Below are 18,700 nucleotides of genomic sequence, written 5' to 3'. Positions count from 1 at the left end.
ACCGCGCGAGGATGTCCGCGCGGTCGTGCGAACCGCCGTCCACGTGCTCGGCGCGGACGCCCTGTTCCCGCAGCAGTGCGGCGAACATCTCCGAGGTCCGCACCAGCGGCAGGAAGACGAGGGTCTTGCGGCTGCCGACATTCTTGGCGACCTCTTCGGCGACATTCTTGAGATACGGCTCGATGCCTGCGTCGAGGTCGGCGGCGTTGTAGTCGCCCGCGGTCGTGCGGACCGCGCTCAGGTCGATGCGCAACGGAAGCAGTTTCGCGCGGATCGGCGCGAGGAACTTCTCGCGGATGGCCAGCGGCATGGGATACTCGAACGCGATGTTCTCGAAGACGGCGCCCAGCGACTTTTTGTCTCCCCGGTCCGGCGTCGCCGTCACGCCCAGGAGACGCGCGCCGTCGAAATGATCGACGATGCGCCGGTAGCTGTCGCTCAGGACATGGTGGGCCTCGTCCACGACGACGAGGTCGAATGTGTCCTTCGGCCAGCGGGCCAGACGCCCGTTTCCGAGCGTCTGGACACTGCCGACCACGACATGGGGTTTGGTGGCGAACAGACTTTCGCCGAACAATTCATAGGCGCGGCTGTCCGCTTTCTCCAGGGCGGAGGACAAGCCCGTGGCGGCCTTGAGTTTGTCCTGCGCCTGCTGGAGCAACTCATCCCGATGCGCCAGGATGAGGGTATGCCGTCCCTGACGGGTTTCCCGCGCGGCGAGATGGGAAAAGACTATCGTTTTTCCCGTCCCCGTCGGGAGCACCAGCAATTGGCGGCGGAACTCGTCCCAGCCCTTCTCGATGGCGTCGAGCGCCTGTTGTTGATAAGACCGGAGTTCCATCACAGCAACTCCTCTTCCGTGACCGGCGGAGCGACCGGCGGTGTGGGCAGGAGTCCGGAATCCGGGGCGTCGGGCAGATTGGACGACCAGACTTCGCCGTCCTCGATGTAGATGCCGACCTCGCCGGACTCGTCCACGACCTCCATCCAGATCTGGTAGTCGTTGTCCGCGGCGAGTCCTTTGAGCATCGCCATGGATTCGGCGTCGAGAATGGATGCGTCCTCGATGCGCATGACGCGCAGTTCGGGGTGCTGCGCCATAGCCATCACGACGGCCACGCGCAACTGCTCGCTGCGCGACGCTTGTTTGAGTGGCACGCCGTTCAGCGTGAGACGTCCGGTTTCCAGATCGAAAGACAGACCCACGACCGGCATCTGCGCGGCGGCGATGCGATCCTGTTTGGCCTTGTAGGTCGCGTCGATGGTTTGGGTGAGGTCCTCCGCCTGATTGGCGAACGCGGCGATACGCGATTCGAGGTCGCCTCGTTTGCGGGCGGATTCGATCTTGCGGTTGGTTTCTCCCGCGGCATCGACCCGCCACTTGATCGCTTCGACGTCGGGATAGACGACCTTCTCCGTCTCGGTTTCCGCCGCATCCAGTTCGACCTTGAGACGGTCGGTGCGTTCCTGCGCACGGCGCAGTTGTTCCTCGGCCTCGGCCAGTTGCTTGCGCAACGTCTCCGCTTTGGCGATGACCCCGTTCAGGCGTTGCGTCTCTTTGAGCGCGTCCTCATGTTCCCGAAGGAGCGCGTTCAGATCGACCGGTTCCGCCGGCAGCCCCTCCTCGGGTTTGGGCAGACCGTCCAGTTCGGCCTTGGCGCGGGAAATGTCCCGGTTCACCGCCTTGCGTTCTTCGTACGCATCCTCGCGCCCGCGGTCCAGATCGGCCAGCTCGAGTTTGAGCAGGGACATGACCATGTCCGCCTGCTCCTTGTCGCCGAGACGCGTGAAGGACAATGGGTCGAAGCATAGATCGCCCACGATATTGTCCAGCAGTTTCTGCGGTGAATTGAGCTTCGCCTTGTATTCGCCGCCGGTGGTGACGGTGAGATAGGTGTTCCCTGTGGCCGTCCAGTTCCGGGTGACCACGTATTTGCCGAGGTCGAGACGGATCTCCGCCTTTTCCGCGCCCTTGCGAACGGGCGCCGGTGTGTTCCGAAGCGCGGACGACCCTTGCAGCGCGGCCCAGATCGCGTCGATGGCGCTCGACTTGCCCTGGGCGTTGCGGCCGGAAATCTCGACGACATTGTTCTCGCCAGGGCGGATGGTGACCGCCTTCAGGCGTTTGAAATTCTCCACATGCAGTTCGATGATCTTCATGGCGTGTTCCTCCTCAGATCAGTCCGTCGTCGTCTTCGTCGGGATGGTTGGCATAGGACACGGGTTGCCGCGGCGGCTGAGACGCAGGCGCGGGCGCGGAGGCGCGCGGCCCCGGCGGGTCGATGTAATGTTTCACCTTGTTGGATTCGCCCGAGCTGCCGTCTTTCTTGGTGTATTTCTCGACATACACCTTGGCGCGGCCCGTGGCGCCCACGACGCGGTTCCACTGCATCACGAACGGCTCGCCGTGCTTCTTGAGGCCCAGGCAGCGGAAGAACGAACACAACTTCCATTCCGCCTTCTTCGTGAGCACGAGGTAGTCGTACACGTTGACGAGTTCGCCGTCATGGTCGACTTCGAGCGTCACCTTGGCCATCGGCGCCTGGCTGTTGTTGCTGTGCTGTTTCTCGAATCCGGTGACCTTGAAGGCGTACTCGCCAGCGGGCAGAATCGTGAATTCTCCGGAACCGTCGTCTTCGATGCGGTCGTTCCAATCGAGGATGTCGTTATTCGGCATGGTTCTTTTCTCCTTCGCGGCGATTCATTTCCGCGGTGACCCGGTCGCGAACGGTCTCGACGAACTCCTCGCATTCCGGGATGCTCATGGTTTTGAAGGTGGCGTTCTGTTCTTTGAGGAGGGACTTGACGTAATCGAGGCCCCCGAGCGGCGCGGCCAGCGAGATGGCGATGTCTTGGTACCGCTTCTTGGCGATGAGTTCTTCCTGCGATTGCGGCGCGGGGTTGTACGTGATCTTTCCGGCGAAGCTGGCCTCGATGTACGGGCGGAGATGCTCGTACTCCATCGGGATCTCGTCAGGGAGCCCGTAGGAATTCTTGGCGTCGTAGGCCGCCGTGTGGTTCGTGTACAGCATCCGGCGATTGCCGGCTTTCGCGCGGGTGACCTTGTCCTGGCCGGTTTCGACGAGCGTGTTGTAGTTGGCGAAGAGCACCGCGTCGACCCACTCGCGCAGCATCGCCGACACGCCGTCCGAACACTTGAGCGTGAACCGGTCATAGCTCACGGCCTGCTGGGGATCGTCGAACTTGCGGATGCGCGCGTGCGCCACGACGACCACGTGCATGCCGTGCTTGTACTGGAGGTTGTGCAGCGCCCACAGCATGCCCTGCATGGATTCGCGCACGTACTGGAAGCCTTTGCCGTAGCCGAAGTCCTCGATACCGGACTTGTTGCAGCGTTCGCACACGTCCTGCGCCGCGAGCATCTCGGCCCAGTCCGCCGTGTCCACCACGACGGTCTGATAACCGTGGTCCTCGTCATACAGCGACTGGAGCGCGGCCTGCAGTTGGTTCCAGTTCTTGGGAATGAAACGGTGGATGTCCAGGTGCGCCGTGCGGTCCTCGACATCGAGAAAGATGGGGTTGGGGAATTGCGAGGCGAGGGTGCTTTTGCCGATGCCCTCGACCCCGTAGATCATGACTTTCTGCGGGCGCGCTCTGCGCCCTGTCGTTACGTCGGTGAGTTTCATGGCCGATGATTCCTTTGTTGTTTGCCGGGGTTGAGAACTTGGGATGAAAAGCGAGGAGAAGGATTAAGGACCCCGGTACATGCCGAGCCCCATTTCCAGAAAGACGGACTGGATACGCAGGCGGAATTCGCGCGCCTTCACGATCGAGACGCCCGATTCGCGCGCCGCCGTGCGCAGTTCTCCGGTCCGGGCCAGCGCCGTGAAAAACGCCGCGAGTTCCTCGGGAAGCGCGTCGACCGCGATCTGCAGATCGATACGGAGATAGAGCCGTTCCGGGGCGCACCGGGAGTCCTCGACGGCATAGGCTGGGTTTACGGGAGGAGCGGAATGCATTTGCGGTAGTCCCGTTTTTGGAAGGTGCGATACTCGATAAGGTGGGAAATCTTGTTGCGAAGGACCCGTTTCAGGAAGGTGCTCCAGGCGCCGCGTCCGGGGTCGTATTCGCCCATGCGTTCGAGGACATGAAGGGCCAGGTCCTGTGCGATATCCTCGACGTCCGAAAGGCTGTAGCCGTGGCGTCCGGCGAGTCCGCGGGCGGCCACGCGGATCGAAATGAGGTCGTCCGCCGTGATCTCCGTTCGCCAGGGGAGGAGCAATTGCCTCGGCGCGCCGGGGATGCGGTGCGGGCGTTTGCCACGCTGTCTTCCGCGCTTGCGCTTTCCGTTTCTTGTGTCTGTTTTAACCATGCCGGTCTCCTTCGGGTCCGAAAAAACGAAGAACCCCGAGAGGAGGTCCGGCGGAAGGCTTGCCTCTCGGGGTTCACGCAACGCCCTGTTCGGGCGTCAAAGGCTTCGTTCGTGTCCGCCGAACCACGCCTCTCGCCGGCATAGGGCGGACTTTTTTTGTCCGCTCCGGACATTTCGTGTCCGGCAGATGTCCGGGAGGGGGATGCGATGGGCGTCAGGCGGAACGCAAAACGCTTATTTGCAGTGGGTTAAGGTGCGAAGGAGCACCGGACATTTCGTGTCCGGGGAAAGTCCAAGAAAAAGAAAAGGAAGGAAAAAAAGAACGGGGCACGGTCAAAGTAGAGAAATCCGTGCCCCGATGGGTTCAGTTCGTTTGCCAGACGGTGGGTGATTCCGGTTCGTAGGAGAGGGTGTATCCGCGTTTGATGGCGTCGCGCAGATGGTGCGCCAAGCGGGGGTGTTCCGCGCCGATCAGGTCGGTGCCCCTCCGGATGGCCTTGGATACGGCGTCGCTGGCCTTCTCGCCCCCGTTGGCGGCCATGCGAATCTTGCCCTGGCTTCCCACAGCGGCGAAGATCTCGCGCTGCAACGTTTCTTTTTCCTGCGCGAGGGCGGCCAGCCGGTCGCTGTCATGCAGAATGCCCGCATCCTCTATTTCTTCCTCTATCTGTTGGAGGCGGGCACGATACTGCCGTTTCGCTTGTTCGTCGATGACGGGGCCGGCGTGGCCCGCCCACGAATTGCCCATGCGGAGGTCGGCGCCCTGCATTGCGGCAGCCGATTCCACCGCCATGGCGGCGCCGTTGCCCGCCGCGGCCAGCAGGGCTTCCACAGACCATCGCCGTCCGGCCTCCGCCAGAAGAAGGGCGATGTATCGAAATCCCTTGGTATCCGGGAAGTGGACGGTCTCGCCCGCGTAACTCATGGTCCAGGCGGCGCCGTCAAGCCGGAACACATTCTCCAAACGAGGCGCCTCATCCGTTGTGTATTGTGAACGCAGGATATCGGCCAGACCGCGCAACAATGTCAGATCACCCTGGCCGCTGGCGGCCACCAGATCTTCCGTGAGGAAGAAAGGACACTTGTGCCGGGCCAGTCCTTCCAGCGCCACGGTGTCCATGAATCTCGGGGTTAACGACATGAACACGAACGGCGTTTCGCCGACCGCGAGCAGCCCCGTCGCGGCCTGGCAGAACTGTTTCCGCTCTTCGGGAATGGTGAGGTAGACCTGCATCGCGGAGCCGCTGTCGAGAGAGCAGGTTCCAACGGCATAGGTTTCGTAGAAATCCGTGGGACGCAGTTCTCCGGGCCGGACGCCCAGCATCCGGAAGGTTTCGCGGAGGATGCTCTCCGCGTCCATTTCGTACTCCACGATATCTTCATGCCGGAGCTTGTACACCCGGCAGCGATCATATTCGTCGTCCACCGGCACGGCGGCGATATCCGTCTCCCGCCAGATGCGAATCTCGTGGTCGAAACCGCAACCGAACTTGTCCGGACAGGGATACGTGTTCACCAAGCGTCCCGTCGGGCGGATGTGTTTCGACAACCGGGCCTTTTCCGTGCCGAGATACTTGTCCCACGTGACGGATGCAGCCTTCATTCCATAGGTGGATTCAATCGCCTGCCAGTAGTCCGGGGTCTTGTTCACGCCTCACCGCCCTTCAGGTCGCCGCGCCCGTGCGGATGAACCCGCGCGCACGCAGCCACCGCTCGGTCAGCGCGCAGTCTCCGTCCTGCGAGTACGTGGCGATGTTGGGCGGGCAAAGCGAAATGCTCTGCGGCGTTCTGGCATGCCGGAACTTCACCTTGAAGCTCGCGCGCACTATTTGGGCATCGTCGGGAAACCATTCCTCCCAGCGCGTGGCGCCTTCGAACAGGTCCGAGGAACTGCGGCTGAGCAAGACGCGGCGTTGCTTCCGCTGCTGCTCGCATTTCACCTCGGTAAGACGCGCCCACTCGATCCCCGCCACGTCGGTGACGGCGAGCGCGGACGGACCTTGGGAGCGCAACGGTTCGCAGGAGTACTTGTCCGCCCCCCAGAACGTGAATTCCGAACCGAACAACCGTTCGCCGATGATGCGGCGGTACATGTCCCGCTCCTCGTCGCTTCCGGCATAGACGCGCAGTTCGCCCTCGACGGCCGCATACACCACCGTGTTGAAACATTCGGGGCGGAACACGAAGGTGACGGTCTTGGCGTCCTCGACGCTCACCTCGCGGCGGAAGACGTCGCCATGACGGACGGTCAGCCAGAAGGCGCCGTCGTGTTCGAAGTGGTAGACATGGCAGTGCCGCCCGCGATTGTGCTCGTAGAAGTAGTCGTCGAGTTCCTTTTCCAGCGAGGGAAGCGCCTCTTGGATTTTCGCGGCATCCAATGCAGGAGGCGTCTCCAGGGTGCGGAAGTACATGAACGTGCGCCGTTTGAGCATGGCATGCTGGTGATGGATGCGCTCCAACAGGTTCCGGTCGGCCAGAAACGCGCATATCGCCACATCCATCGCCGTGGGTTTCCACGGGAGCGACAGGTGAATGCCCTCGCCGCGGGCTTCCCGGAGAATTGCGTCCATCCCCTTGGGCGTGGCCAGTTCGTTGATGAGGTACAGGCTTTCCACGAGTTCCATCGGCATCGACATGTCCGGGGACAGAAAGACGGCGACCAGCCGGTCGCAGTCCAACGGGATGTTCTCCCCATGACCGGGGACCGTCAATCCCCGTGAGGCGAAGTAGTCCCGGTAGGGGGAAAGCAGCGCCAAAAGGTGCTCGCGGGACATGAGCCGCAGGGTTTCGGGTTTGGTGAAGCGTCGAAGCGAAAATGCAGCCATAGGGGTATTTCTCCTTTCTGGATCACAGCCCAAGCGCCAAAAACGCCGACAACCGTTCCCAAGACGGTTGACAACGCTTTGACCGTGCATTATACTACTGAAAGAATTTTCAGTCAAGCACTTTATGTACACTTTTGTGCGGTACGCGCCTGGAAAGGAGGCCGGAACCATGGAACACGCCCTTGTCGCCCCGGAAACCCTGGTGGCCGTCAGTCTGGAAACCACCGGTCTGAACCCGTTGCAAGACCGGATTACGGAAGTGGGGGCGGTCAGTTTCGACTATGAGGGCAACCTGCTGGACACCTTCTGGGAGCGGGCGAACCCAGGCATACCCATTCCCGAACACATCCGGAAGATCACGGGTGTCACCGACGAGAAGGTGGCCGGGGCGAGGCCGCCGGAAGAAGTGGTACGGGATTTCTTTGTCTGGGCGGGATCGCAGGCATGGATTGCCGCGCACAGCGGAGAATTCGAGGCGGGGTTTCTGCACGCCGCGCTGGGCGGGCGGGAGGATGCCGGTGAAGACCGATGCGTGTTGAGCACGCTGAGGTGGGCGAGGTGGGCTGAACTCGGCACGCCGAACTACCGGCTGGGAACATTGCTCGAGCATATCCAGTCCGAGATCCGGGTCTGGCCGCTGCACGGCACCCTCATCGGCGCGCAGGGTGTAGTGGACCTGGTGATGTTCCTTCTGAAGCGGAGCTATGCCGACCCGTCGCACGCGGGCGTGAAGGATGTTCTGGTGTTCCGCGCGGACCGGATGCAGGCCCTCTCCCGGCGCGTGAGTGCGGAATGGGAACGCAGGACAAGGCCCGCGTTCGCGTCGGCAAGATAGTCCGCCACGGGGGACTCAGTTCGGCGCGGGAAAGCCGAACTGCTTGCGCTGCTCTTCCCAGAGAGCCGGAATGCCCCGGCGCAGTCTTCTCAGGGTGAAGCCTTCGGGTTCTTGTCCGTTCAGCACGGCGAGCGCGATGTCCGGCGCAAGGTTCACCAGTCCGAGAATCCTCGACACATACGAGCGTTCGAGTTTGACCGCCGCGGCCAGTTCGGGAATCGAGCGGAAGCGGCCGTTTTCGAGGAGGCCGTTCCAACAATGGGCGCGCACCAGCGCCATCACAAGGGATTCGCTTTCCGAAAGACGCACGCACGCATCCGGGAACGCGTCCGGGGGCAAGACGATCTCTTTGCGCTTGCCCCGCATCCTCATTTGAATAGGGATCGAAATGACGATGCCCCCGTTGGGCAGGCGCGTTTCAGTGGCCTTCGCGTGATTTGTGTCAATCAGTTTTCCCATCGTTTCCGTCCTCTTCGACTGCATTCATTTCCACGGTCAGATCGAGCATCCCGTGCGCTCGCAATTCGATATTCAGGCTATCGCGTGTCGCCACCACGCATTGAATCAATAGTTGGGCAATTCGGGCCTGCTCTCCGGGAAACAGGTTGTCCCACAATTCATCAAGCCGTTCCAAGGCAAGCACGACATCCCGTTCAGCAAATGGCGGCGCGTCCCCCGGTGATGCAGCCGCTGCTTCGCGATAAGTTTGCGCGATCAGGGCTGGAGAACGCAGCACCTGCCGCAGGCGGTCGATGACCATGCGCTCCACTTCGCCGGCAGGTATGGACTTCATGGGGCAGGAGGCATATCCGTGCTTCATCGCGTTGGCGCAGACATAGTATCGGTACATCGCGCCCTTCTTGCGCGCGTAGGAATGCGTCATGCCGCAGTCACAATGACCGCACCGAAGGACGCCGCGCAGAAGGGAGTCGTGACGTTTGCGGTTCCGATTGCCGTTGGTGCGGTCATTTCGGTCCAAAGTGGCCTGTGCCTTGTCCCATGCGGTTCGGCTCACGATGGCCTCGTGCTCGCCCGCGTATATTTCACCCTTGTAGGCCACCTCGCCTATGTAGAGATGGTTTCGCAGCAAGCGCGCCAGTGACGCCTTGTCCCAACGCCCGCCTTCGTGTTTTCTGCCGCCGCGCGTAGTCCAGGATTTCGTGCGACGCCCTTGCTGGTTGAGTTCGTGCGCCAGTTTGAGCGTCGAACCCAGTTCCACGAATCTGCTGAAAATGTGGCGAACCAGCCACGCCTCTTCGGAGTTCACCAGCAAACGCCGCGTGCCCGCGTCGGGGTCGTATCCCAGAACGGGCGGTCCGCCCATGTATTTGCCTTTGCGTTTCGCGGCGGCCACCTTGTCCCGAATGCGCTCGCCGATGATTTCCCGCTCGAACTGGGCGAAGGACAGAAGGATGTTCAGCGTGAGCCGCCCCATCGATGTCGTCGTGTTGAACTGTTGCGTCACGGAAACGAAGGAGACTCCGTGACGGTCGAAGAGGTCCACCAGACGTGTGAAGTCCAGCAGGGAACGGGACAGCCGGTCGATCTTGTACACCACGACGCACTGGACCTTTCCCGCTTCGATATTCTGGATGAGGCGCTGCAGCGCGGGACGTTCGAGAGTGCCGCCCGAGTAGCCGCCGTCGTCGTATCGGTCTTCCACGGGTATCCAGCCATTCTGTCGTTGGCTGGCGATGAACGATTCCGCCGATTCACGTTGGGCGTCCAACGAGTTGAACTCCTGTTCAAGACCCTCGTCGGTAGACTTGCGTGTGTAGATCGCACAGCGTAGCGGGGCCACAATGGGTTCGGCGGTCGCGTTTCGTCGGTTGTTCATACGCGGCTCCCTTGCCCTGTACCGGGTTTGTACAACCCGAAGAATGCGCGTCCGTTCCAGTGCGTGCCGGTGATGGCTTTCGCCACGGCGCTCAGGCTGCGGTAGGTCCTGCCCTGGAACTCAAAGCCATCAGCGGTCACGGTGACTTCGCAACGCGCCCCGTTCCACTCGCGCACAAGGCGCGTGCCCACGACAGGCGTGCCTGTCTGACGTCTGCCGCCCCGGCCACGTCTGAGCGCCATGTCGTCCAGGCCCAAGGCCGTGCGCTTGTCTTCGATACGGCGCTTGATCTCTTCGAGCGGCGCGCCGAGGGCCAGTTCCTGGACGCGGTGGGTCAGGCGGCGGACCAGCACCGACGGGCGGCATGACGGCGGCTCGCTCCCGAACAGCGTGCGCCATTGCTCGCGCAACTCCGGTTCGCGCATCCGTTCAAGCGCGGCCACGCGGCTCAAAATCGTTCGTTGTCTCTCTTTGTCCTGTCTGTTCATCGTGTGCTCCATGCACGGTCTCCTTTCTCTGGTTCGACACGATGAACGCTCTGTTGGCTCGCAAAATCAAGTTCTATACCCGCCGGAGAGACGTCTCCCGCGAGGTTGTGTACATGCCCCATTCGCATGCGCAAGAAACCGCGCGCAAGGAGCGTCGCGACTTCGCGCTGCCGCTCCTGCGGCGTCATGAGTTCTGGGTCGGTGGTGAGTGTGTCCATGCGATGTCTCCGGGAGTCCTTCGGCGCCGCAAGCAAGCGGCGTCCGTCGGTTAATTACCGGAAACGTTCGTGAAACGGATGCGGGGCTTTCTTCATGCGGAATGTCTCGGAGACACGCGGGGCCAATAGATTTTCCGCATGAAAACCCTACTCGATGCGATATCGACTCGGAAAACGAAAATCATGTTCGTAAGTCGTTGCATCGCAACAACGGGTCGCCGAAGGGGGTGGACACGTTGAAACAGAGAAAAGGCGAGAGAAAAGAGACGAATCGCGGTTCAGGAAGGGAAAGATGTGTGATCCGGGGCACGTTGAAAACGGCGCGGTTTCAGGGAGGGCACATCAAAAAAAGCCCGTAAATAAAGGGCGATGTTCGATCCATTGAGATGGACCCGCACACCGCCGAGGTTCTACGGATAGAGAATTTCGAGTGAAAGTAAAATGGTGGAGGATTCCGTTCCAGACTCGGAAAATCTCCGTGTCTGAAAGACCCGATTCATTCGCAGCCGCACGCGGTCTAAGTTGTTGATTGCATACTGGCGGGCCAACTAAACTATTGCAGCCGCGAAAAATGGGGGATAGCCCATTCTTTGCCCCACAAGAAAGGCCTGTTGGAAGGGAAAGTTGTCGGATGGCATCGGTCTTCACATGGCTGGATTACTCGGAACACGAGCAGCGCAAGATGCTCGACGTCATTTCTGCATTAAGGGAAACCGACACCAGAGACGAACTGGGAATCGGCATCGTGCGCGATGCCTTGGCCGATCTGCTTTTCCCTGGTACAAGCACGGTGCAGACCCGCGTGCGGTACTTCCTTTTCGTGCCGTGGATTTACCTTGACCTGCAGAGGCGCAGGACGCCATCCGACCAGATTGCGGCGGCGGCGCGGCGTAAAGAAATCGATCTGATCGATGCCCTTGCCGCTTCGGATGACCCTTCTGGCACCATCGGAATCGAAGCGCGCCGTTCACTTCAGCGATTGCCCAGCAACATATACTGGCAAGGTTTGGCGCAATGGGGGATTCGAATCTTTCCCGGTTCCCAAGCGCAATACCACGCCTTTCAAGACAACTTCTATGCATCCCAGACACGCTCGCAACGCAACGACGACGGCGAACCGGTTGACGGTTCAACCGGTCGCAACTGGCATGGCGGGCTTCCTGCCCCGCCTCAAGATTTCCCTCGCGTGGCCTCCTTCGCGCTTACAGCGGAAGAGGCGTCCTATCTTTACGAACGAATAATGACCCGTCTGCCGGGTACGCTCTTGGCATTCCTTGTCGATCTCCGTGAGCCTACGGACCCAACTGCGTTCGCATGGGAATCGCCTGTCGCCGAGCACCTGCCCTCTAAGCTGGCTGAACAACTCGAACATGCTCGCAACTTCTCGATAGTGATTCACGGTGCCTCCCTGCTATACAACCTAATGCTTGCGGAGACGAGACAAAGCGAAGAGCTCGTCGATGAGTATTCCGAAATGCTCGCCGACTGGTCATCGCAAGTAGATGCGTTCGTAAAGGCGCCAGGTTCCTGGAACACGCGGCGATTCTGGGAAATCATCGATGCCACCGGCGCCAGAGTGACGCTGTTGACGCGGAGGTTCATCGATACGTGGCTGAGTCTGGCGCTTTCCCCGGGCGTGGTGACCGGAATCGCCGACAATGCCCAAGCTCGGACCCTGATTCACGAGCGCGAGAGACTCCTGAAGCATGGGCTGGCGCGCTTGGACAACCCGCGAAGCCTGGAGCTTTGGAACGGCGCCGCGGGCGCGGGCCAACTGACTTATCGATGGCGCGTTGCCCAAACAATGGTTGCAGATATCCTTAACGGACTGCCTTAGAGGGCATGCATGCTTGAACCATCCGACAGAAGCCACTTGCTGAACGCACTGAAGCCCCCGCCGGGGTATGAACTCGACTCCGCCGTCGGGACTACGTATTCGCTTGATTTGCTTACACTTGTGACGGTTCCTCTTGCGTTTACTATGTTCGCATGGGAAGATACCGATGGAAAACCGGTGGCCGACCCCCTCGCTCTCCTGGAGGCTCTTCGCCGTCACGCCGGACGCATTGTCCTGTTCTGTCAATCGGGGCAGATATCGATTCCCAAGTCGAGCCAGCTACTGTACAGCTACATTGAGGATACCGTCGTCGAAGTCAGCGCGCCCAATCCCAGGGGCGTGTTCCATCCCAAGATATGGGTCTTGCGATTCGTGGCATCCGGAGAGCCGGTTCTCTACCGGATGCTCTGCTCGACTCGTAACCTCACGTTTGACCATTCTTGGGACACGGTCCTCGTACTTGACGGAACGCTCGTCGACCGGAAGAACGCTTTTTCCGTCAACCGCCCCTTGGCCGATTTTGTCCGCGCGCTCCCTCAAATGGCTCTCCGGCCCTTGGAATCCCAAGCACAGGCACGGATCGATGTAATTCAGGATGAACTGCGCCGAGTGTCTTTTGAGGTGCCCGCTGGTTTCGACGACATGACCTTCTGGCCCTTGGGTGTGCCTAATGCGAAGCGATGGCCGTTCACTGGGCGAATGAGCCGCACGGTGGTCGTTTCGCCCTTCGTGTCCGCCGCCTGCCTTGCGCGAGTCGCGAATGGCGGTAACGGCAATGTCCTCGTTTCCAGGCTCGAAAGTCTGGAGACGCTCACACCCGAGAACCTCTCAGGTTTTGAACGGGTCTATGTTCTCAACCCGGTTGCGAACGTCGAGGATACCGATACCGAGGATGTAGAAAATTCGCCCGCCATCTTCAACGGCCTTCACGCCAAGTTGTACGTCGCCGATGACGGTTGGAACGCGCGTATTTGGACGGGTTCCGCCAACGCGACCGATGCAGCCTTTGACAGGAACGTGGAGTTTCTCGTCGAGTTGGTAGGCAAGAAGTCGGTCTGCGGTGTCGACACTTTTCTCAAGCAGGAAAAGGGCAAGACCAACATCATGGACCTGCTTCAGGAATTCGTCCCTGACGGAGAAATGAAGACGCAGGATATTGTCCAACAGCGACTTGAGGAACTGCTACGCCGCGCCGTTGATGGAATCGTGAACAAACAACTCGTCGCCAAGGTCTCCACATCGACCGAAGGCCGCTACTCGGTCACGCTGTGCGGTTTGACCGAACCATGTCCACCACTTTCAGAAGTGGCCTCGATCCGTTGCTGGCCGGTCACTCTGAAGGAGTCAGCCGCTGTCGGGGCGAATCCGGATGTTTCAGAAGTCGCCGTATTTGAGGCGCTCTCTTTCGAGGCTTTGACGTCCTTCTTCGCGTTTGACATCGGCGCGGAAATCGAAGGTCAGAAGCTCTCGCGACGATTTGTGGTGAATGCCCCCCTGGACGGAGCGCCCCGGAACAGGCGGGAGCGCATTCTTCGAAGCCTGCTGCGGAACCGCCAAGAGCTTATCCGGTTCCTGCTTTTCATCCTCTCGGAGGAGGGCGTCGACATGCGCGCGTTCTTGATGGATGGCAATGGGCGCAATGCCTCTGGCCAGTTCGTCTTTGGCATGGGTGGGTCAACATCGCTCTTCGAATTGTTGATAAAGGCCCTGTACAGGAATCCGGAGAAGCTAGATCGGATTGATCGCCTTATACAGGATTTGCAGGAGAGTCCGGAGAGCCAGGACCTGCTGCCGGAAGGCTTCGAGGCTATCTGGAAACCGATTTGGACTGCGCGACGAGGGGTTCGCAAATGACGACGGTCTTAGAGCGTCCGAATCCCGAGCTAGTCCTTCGTAGCCTGAAGGATTTTCAGCGCGATACGGTCGACCATGTGTTCCGTCGGATGTACCTCGATGATGACTGTACACGACGATTCCTGATTGCCGACGAAGTCGGCCTTGGCAAGACGCTTGTCGCTCGTGGGCTGATTGCCAAAGTCATCGACCATCTTTGGGACCAGGTCGAGCGTATCGACGTCGTCTATATCTGTTCAAACGCGGATATTGCGAGGCAGAACATCAATCGTCTCAATGTTACTGGGAATAGGGATTTCGCCCTCGCCTCCCGTATCACGCTGCTCCCGGTTACCCTTGCCAACGGCAGTGAACTCTCCCGTCTGAACTTTATCTCGTTCACCCCCAGCACGTCCTTCGATCTGAAATCGAATCTGGGGAACAAGGACGAGCGTGTCCTTCTCTTTGCCATGCTCAGAGAAGCATGGAGCCTTACGACAGCCGCATCTCTCAACGTGTTCCGGGGAACGGCGGGATCCGATAGTTTCCGGAATGCAGTCACTTTCTTCTTGAACAATGGGCGCGTGCACGAGGGAATCGCCGCAGACTTCGTCAAGGCGGTAAGAAAGGTCCCGGCCCTCCGAAGGAAATTCGAAGATCTATGCCCCCACTTTCACCGTGCTGATGCCAGAATCTCTGACGAGGTTAGGACTAGACGCAATGCCTTTATCGGCGAACTGCGCGCGCTGCTCGCCAGGGTCTGTCTGAAGAGCCTTCAGCCTGACTTGATCATTCTGGACGAATTCCAGCGATTCAAGGATCTTCTTGAAGGGGAAAACGAAGCCAGTCAGTTGGCCCACGATCTGTTTGAATACTCGGATGCCGCCAGTTCCGCCCGGGTACTGCTTCTTTCCGCGACCCCTTACAAGATGTATACCCTTACGGAGGAGGCCGCTCAGGACGACCACTATAAAGATTTCATGCGCACGCTGCGTTTTCTACAGCCGTCCGACGAAAAGATAGCTCGCCTCGAGGTGCTTCTCACCGCATATCGAAGAGGGTTGCTCCGATACGGCAGCGGCGACGGAAATGGGCTTCGGGACACGATGCTTGAATTGCAGCGTTGTTTGAGAGAAGTAATGGTGCGCACCGAGCGCTTGGCGGTATCCAGCGACAGGAACGGCATGCTGAGGGAAATGCCCAATCCGGATTTGTTGCTGGAAGCCGCTGACCTTCGCTCCTATGTAGCCATGGAGCAAATCGCCGGCATATTGGGATCCGACGGCGTGATCGAATACTGGAAGTCCGCCCCGTACCTGCTCAATTTCATGGAAGACTACCAACTGAAGCGGGCGTTTAAGGCATCGCAGGACGAGGCGGACATGGCCGAAGGCCTCTATGACGCCTTGAGCAAGTCCCAGGCCTCACTGTTTTCAAAAAGAGACGTGAGGGCGTACAGGGCCGTAGATTTCGGGAACGCGCGCCTGCGCAGTCTGGCAGCCCAGACCATTGGTTGTAACGCATGGCGCCTGCTTTGGATACCGCCTTCGATGCCCTACTACAGGTTGGGAGGATGCTTCGCCGAACCTGCGGTCGCGCGATTCACGAAACGCTTGGTGTTCTCTTCTTGGCGCATCGTCCCAAAAGTCGTCACAGCATTGCTGAGTTATGAGGCTGAACGACGGATGATCCTATCGTTCGAGTCGGACGCGTTGAACACCCCCGAGGCGCGTAAGAGGCGCCGAAGGTTATTGGTGTTTGCATTTTCCGAAGGACGCCTTACAGGGATGCCTGTGCTGGGCATTATCTACCCCTGCATGTCACTCGCCATAGACTGCGATCCTCTGCAATTGCAGGCCGTTCGAGCACAGGGATCGCCGCCGCTGACGGTTTCCGAGGCCATCAATATCATGTCGGCCCGGATTGAGGAACTCCTCAAGAAGATCCCATCGCGCAGTTCGACACTTCGTATGCAGAGAGGGGAAGTAAGCTCGGCGGATGAACGTTGGTACTGGGCCGCGCCGCTGTTATTGGACTTGGCGGAAAACAAGAAACACCTCCTCGAATGGCTGGAGCGTGAGGAGGCCTATGCCCGTTGGGTGGGCAACGTTGAACCGGATTCGACGGATGACGCAGACGGCGAGAAAGCCACGCTTTGGCGAGACCACGTGACCCACGCCTTGGGGTTCATTCGCGACTTCTCCGATGGCAAGATTGCCCTTGGTCAACCTCCAACCGACCTTCCAATGGTACTTGCACAAATGGCCTTGGGCGCCCCAGGAACCGTTGCCCTACGTGCCCTTTCACGCGTCAATGGAGGTTGGGATTCTGTTCGGGATGTGACGACCCGCGACGCAGCAGGCCAGATTGCGTGGTCTTTCCTCACCTTGTTCAATCTGCCCGAAAGCATGGCCTTGCTGCGAGGAATCAACCGTGAAGAACCGTACTGGAGGAGGGTCCTTGAATACTGCGTCAATGGTTGTCTTCAGGCGACCCTGGATGAATATGCCCACGTGCTTCTTGAATCCCAGGGCTTGACGGGACGAAGTGCGAATGATATCGCAGAGGAGTTGGCCCGCGTAATCTCCAGCGCGCTTACACTCAGAACATCTAATCTGGATGTCGATGACATTTCGCTCGATCCCGCCACAAGGACATTCTCGATTGACCCGTTCGGGGTACGAGGGCGATTTGCCCTGCGTTTTGGCGAGGAGAAATCCGACGACGGACAACGCACTAATCGTCCGGAACAAGTGCGGATAGCGTTCAACTCGCCGTTCTGGCCGTTTGTGCTTGTGTCCACATCCGTGGGCCAAGAAGGCTTGGATTTCCACACGTATTGTCATGCGGTAGTCCACTGGAACTTACCCGCGAACCCGGTCGATCTCGAACAGCGAGAGGGGCGTGTTCATCGCTACAAGGGTCATGCCGTTCGCAAAAATGTCGCCCTGTCGTATGACTGCTCGATGCTACCGTCGAGTGGGGTTCGCTCACCGGATCCCTGGGAAGTCGTCTTTGAACTCGCTAAGAGTGACAGGCCACCGGAATCCTCGGATCTTGTTCCTTACTGGGTATTTCAGCATCCAAATGGAGCTCAGATTGAGCGGCATATTCCGTTCTTGCCACTGAGTCGGGAAAGCGGCAGGGCCGAAGACTTGCGTCGCTCGCTCGCGCTCTACAGACTGGTCTTCGGACAGAATAGACAAGAAGATATGGTGGCCTATTTGCGAGGGGTGACCACTCTTGAGGACGAAGAGCAGGTTCTTGACCACATCCGTATCGATTTGAGTCCGCCTAGTCCCAAGGTCGAGCCGCCTGAATTGAGCGATCAATGAGAAAGACATCTCAATTGAAAGATTGGGGTAGCCTTTCGAACAACAGCGACTGGGAAATGTCCACTATGTGGCGCTCGTCCTGCTCGCTTCGTCCGAAACGGCCAGCGCGAGCGTGTCTTCCTAACCATAAACGAAGAAGGGGTTTCCAAAACCACTGCCATCCTTACGCGATGGAAATGCCCGCAATGCAGACGCTCCTTCACCGAGTATCCGGAATTCGCGCTTCCCTTCAAGCGGTATACGCGCAGAGACATCCTTGCGTTCTGCGAGCACTATCTCCGGCATGAATGGTCCACGTACCGCGACTCGGTTTCTGAAGATGGAATGCCGTTGTTCTATCCGGAAAAGGCTCCGGACTCGTTCTGGTGGAAACAGGTCGATGAAGATGAAGTCGATCCGGATACTGCTGCCCCAGCCTTATCTCATACGGCACTCTATCGCTGGCTAACAACCCTCGCGAAGCTCGAACTCGAGAATCGAGTTTCGTCCAGAACCCGACCGTCGTCGAGACGGGTGTCTCCCAACAAATTCCGAAGTGAAGAGCGTCGTCGGATTCTTGAACTGTGCCTGGAGTTGCTCAGGATCGAACCTTCGTGAAGCCGATCTACTGCTCCCGAAAGCCATCCCCGAGTTGGCAACAGGAATCGAGCGAACAGCGGTTAGAATTCCGGCGTGGCAAAGTCAGGAGAAACAGAATGCCCGAACCGGAAGCGCATTTCCGATGTAAATGGTGACAAGGAAAAGGCGAACCCGGGGAAGGAAGGGAACGCCTCGTGTTTCGTTCCGGCTCTCCTGGCGCCGAGAATAGGAGACGAATCGGAATGAACGAAACCGAACTGCCGGGAGAATCCGGGCCGCCGATCCGCGCCGCCATCTATGCGCGAATGTCCACCGAACATCAACAATATTCGACGGAGAACCAATCCGACGTCATTCGGGAGTACGCGGCCAAGCACAACATGGAGATCGTCCGCACCTACGCGGACGAGGGAAAGAGCGGGCTGCGTCTGGACGGGCGCGATGCGCTGAAACGGCTGATCGAGGACGTCCAAAGCGGCCGCGCCGATTTCGAAGCGATTCTCGTTTACGACGTGAGCCGCTGGGGACGGTTCCAGGACGCCGACGAAAGCGCTTACTACGAGTACATCTGCCGCCGCGC

16 protein-coding genes are annotated in these 18,700 nt (G+C 59.5%); 5 read left to right on the top strand and 11 right to left on the bottom strand.

Going from position 1 to position 18,700, the window contains the following annotated elements; all coding sequences use genetic code 11:
- From KA184_17625 to KA184_17590, 8 genes are all read right to left on the bottom strand, one after another.
- Window positions 1-841: DEAD/DEAH box helicase family protein (locus KA184_17625; GenBank protein ID MBP8131403.1), on the bottom strand; the 841-nt coding region annotated here is incomplete at its 3' end.
- A complete protein-coding gene (locus tag KA184_17620) occupies window positions 841-2,160 on the bottom strand; it encodes an AAA family ATPase (GenBank protein MBP8131402.1) in 1,320 nt (439 codons plus the stop codon). The genes KA184_17620 and KA184_17625, both read right to left, overlap by 1 nt.
- A 13-nt stretch (window positions 2,161-2,173) precedes the next feature.
- Window positions 2,174-2,677, bottom strand: a complete 504-nt coding sequence (locus KA184_17615; protein MBP8131401.1) for a DUF669 domain-containing protein — start codon at window positions 2,675-2,677, stop codon at window positions 2,174-2,176.
- Window positions 2,667-3,647: an ATP-binding protein gene (locus tag KA184_17610; GenBank protein ID MBP8131400.1), complete on the bottom strand. Its 981-nt coding sequence runs from the start codon at window positions 3,645-3,647 to the stop codon at window positions 2,667-2,669. Before KA184_17610 ends, KA184_17615 begins: the two co-directional genes overlap by 11 nt.
- Window positions 3,648-3,710: 63 nt before the next feature.
- Window positions 3,711-3,980, bottom strand: a complete 270-nt coding sequence (locus KA184_17605) for a hypothetical protein (protein MBP8131399.1) — start codon at window positions 3,978-3,980, stop codon at window positions 3,711-3,713.
- Entirely contained in the window at window positions 3,959-4,333 is a 375-nt protein-coding gene (locus KA184_17600; protein ID MBP8131398.1) for a hypothetical protein, read from the bottom strand. Before KA184_17600 ends, KA184_17605 begins: the two co-directional genes overlap by 22 nt.
- Window positions 4,334-4,697: 364 nt before the next feature.
- The gene (locus KA184_17595) at window positions 4,698-5,984 is read right to left on the bottom strand and encodes a hypothetical protein (GenBank protein ID MBP8131397.1); all 1,287 of its coding nucleotides are present in this window, start codon (window positions 5,982-5,984) and stop codon (window positions 4,698-4,700) included.
- A 13-nt stretch (window positions 5,985-5,997) separates the two neighbouring features.
- Window positions 5,998-7,158, bottom strand: a complete 1,161-nt coding sequence (locus KA184_17590; protein MBP8131396.1) for a hypothetical protein — start codon at window positions 7,156-7,158, stop codon at window positions 5,998-6,000.
- Between the two features lie 169 nt (window positions 7,159-7,327).
- On the opposite strand from KA184_17590, the gene KA184_17585 reads away from it, so the two are divergent.
- Complete coding sequence (locus KA184_17585; GenBank protein MBP8131395.1) at window positions 7,328-7,993, top strand: 3'-5' exonuclease; 666 nt, start codon at window positions 7,328-7,330, stop codon at window positions 7,991-7,993.
- Window positions 7,994-8,008: 15 nt separating this feature from the next.
- Here the strand turns inward: KA184_17585 and KA184_17580 are convergent, their stop codons facing one another.
- Genes KA184_17580 through KA184_17570 form a run of 3 tightly spaced genes read right to left on the bottom strand, consistent with a single transcriptional unit; the run spans window position 8,009 to window position 10,318 of the window.
- The gene (locus KA184_17580) at window positions 8,009-8,452 is read right to left on the bottom strand and encodes a hypothetical protein (protein MBP8131394.1); all 444 of its coding nucleotides are present in this window, start codon (window positions 8,450-8,452) and stop codon (window positions 8,009-8,011) included.
- Window positions 8,436-9,830, bottom strand: coding sequence for a recombinase family protein (locus KA184_17575; protein ID MBP8131393.1), 1,395 nt, complete (start codon window positions 9,828-9,830; stop codon window positions 8,436-8,438). Before KA184_17575 ends, KA184_17580 begins: the two co-directional genes overlap by 17 nt.
- Window positions 9,827-10,318 carry a DUF2924 domain-containing protein gene (locus tag KA184_17570; protein MBP8131392.1) on the bottom strand — a complete coding sequence of 164 codons (492 nt, stop codon included), beginning with the start codon at window positions 10,316-10,318 and terminating at the stop codon, window positions 9,827-9,829. Before KA184_17570 ends, KA184_17575 begins: the two co-directional genes overlap by 4 nt.
- 849 nt (window positions 10,319-11,167) lie before the next feature.
- Between KA184_17570 and KA184_17565 the strand changes: the two genes are divergently transcribed.
- From KA184_17565 to KA184_17550, 4 genes are all read left to right on the top strand, one after another.
- The gene (locus tag KA184_17565) at window positions 11,168-12,373 is read left to right on the top strand and encodes a hypothetical protein (GenBank protein MBP8131391.1); all 1,206 of its coding nucleotides are present in this window, start codon (window positions 11,168-11,170) and stop codon (window positions 12,371-12,373) included.
- A 9-nt stretch (window positions 12,374-12,382) separates the two neighbouring features.
- Entirely contained in the window at window positions 12,383-14,227 is a 1,845-nt protein-coding gene (locus KA184_17560) for a phospholipase D family protein (protein MBP8131390.1), read from the top strand.
- Complete coding sequence (locus KA184_17555; protein ID MBP8131389.1) at window positions 14,224-17,541, top strand: DEAD/DEAH box helicase; 3,318 nt, start codon at window positions 14,224-14,226, stop codon at window positions 17,539-17,541. The genes KA184_17560 and KA184_17555 overlap by 4 nt, the downstream gene beginning before the upstream one ends.
- 821 nt (window positions 17,542-18,362) lie before the next feature.
- Window positions 18,363-18,700, top strand: a 338-nt coding sequence (locus tag KA184_17550; protein MBP8131388.1) for a recombinase family protein, incomplete at its 3' end; no start/stop codon positions are given.

This window comes from Candidatus Hydrogenedentota bacterium, from assembly GCA_018005585.1.
GTDB lineage: Bacteria > Hydrogenedentota > Hydrogenedentia > Hydrogenedentales > JAGMZX01 > JAGMZX01.
This window is presented reverse-complemented; position numbering and strand designations above follow the sequence as displayed.

Coding starts and splice junctions, on each gene's coding strand:
- KA184_17560 (MBP8131390.1), top strand. CDS start 12,383: ATGCTTGAACCATCCGACAGAAGCCACTTGCTGAACGCACTGAAGCCC.
- KA184_17600 (MBP8131398.1), bottom strand. CDS start 4,333: ATGGTTAAAACAGACACAAGAAACGGAAAGCGCAAGCGCGGAAGACAG.
- KA184_17605 (MBP8131399.1), bottom strand. CDS start 3,980: ATGCATTCCGCTCCTCCCGTAAACCCAGCCTATGCCGTCGAGGACTCC.
- KA184_17620 (MBP8131402.1), bottom strand. CDS start 2,160: ATGAAGATCATCGAACTGCATGTGGAGAATTTCAAACGCCTGAAGGCG.
- KA184_17570 (MBP8131392.1), bottom strand. CDS start 10,318: ATGAACAGACAGGACAAAGAGAGACAACGAACGATTTTGAGCCGCGTG.
- KA184_17575 (MBP8131393.1), bottom strand. CDS start 9,830: ATGAACAACCGACGAAACGCGACCGCCGAACCCATTGTGGCCCCGCTA.
- KA184_17565 (MBP8131391.1), top strand. CDS start 11,168: ATGGCATCGGTCTTCACATGGCTGGATTACTCGGAACACGAGCAGCGC.
- KA184_17555 (MBP8131389.1), top strand. CDS start 14,224: ATGACGACGGTCTTAGAGCGTCCGAATCCCGAGCTAGTCCTTCGTAGC.
- KA184_17615 (MBP8131401.1), bottom strand. CDS start 2,677: ATGCCGAATAACGACATCCTCGATTGGAACGACCGCATCGAAGACGAC.
- KA184_17590 (MBP8131396.1), bottom strand. CDS start 7,158: ATGGCTGCATTTTCGCTTCGACGCTTCACCAAACCCGAAACCCTGCGG.
- KA184_17580 (MBP8131394.1), bottom strand. CDS start 8,452: ATGGGAAAACTGATTGACACAAATCACGCGAAGGCCACTGAAACGCGC.
- KA184_17610 (MBP8131400.1), bottom strand. CDS start 3,647: ATGAAACTCACCGACGTAACGACAGGGCGCAGAGCGCGCCCGCAGAAA.
- KA184_17585 (MBP8131395.1), top strand. CDS start 7,328: ATGGAACACGCCCTTGTCGCCCCGGAAACCCTGGTGGCCGTCAGTCTG.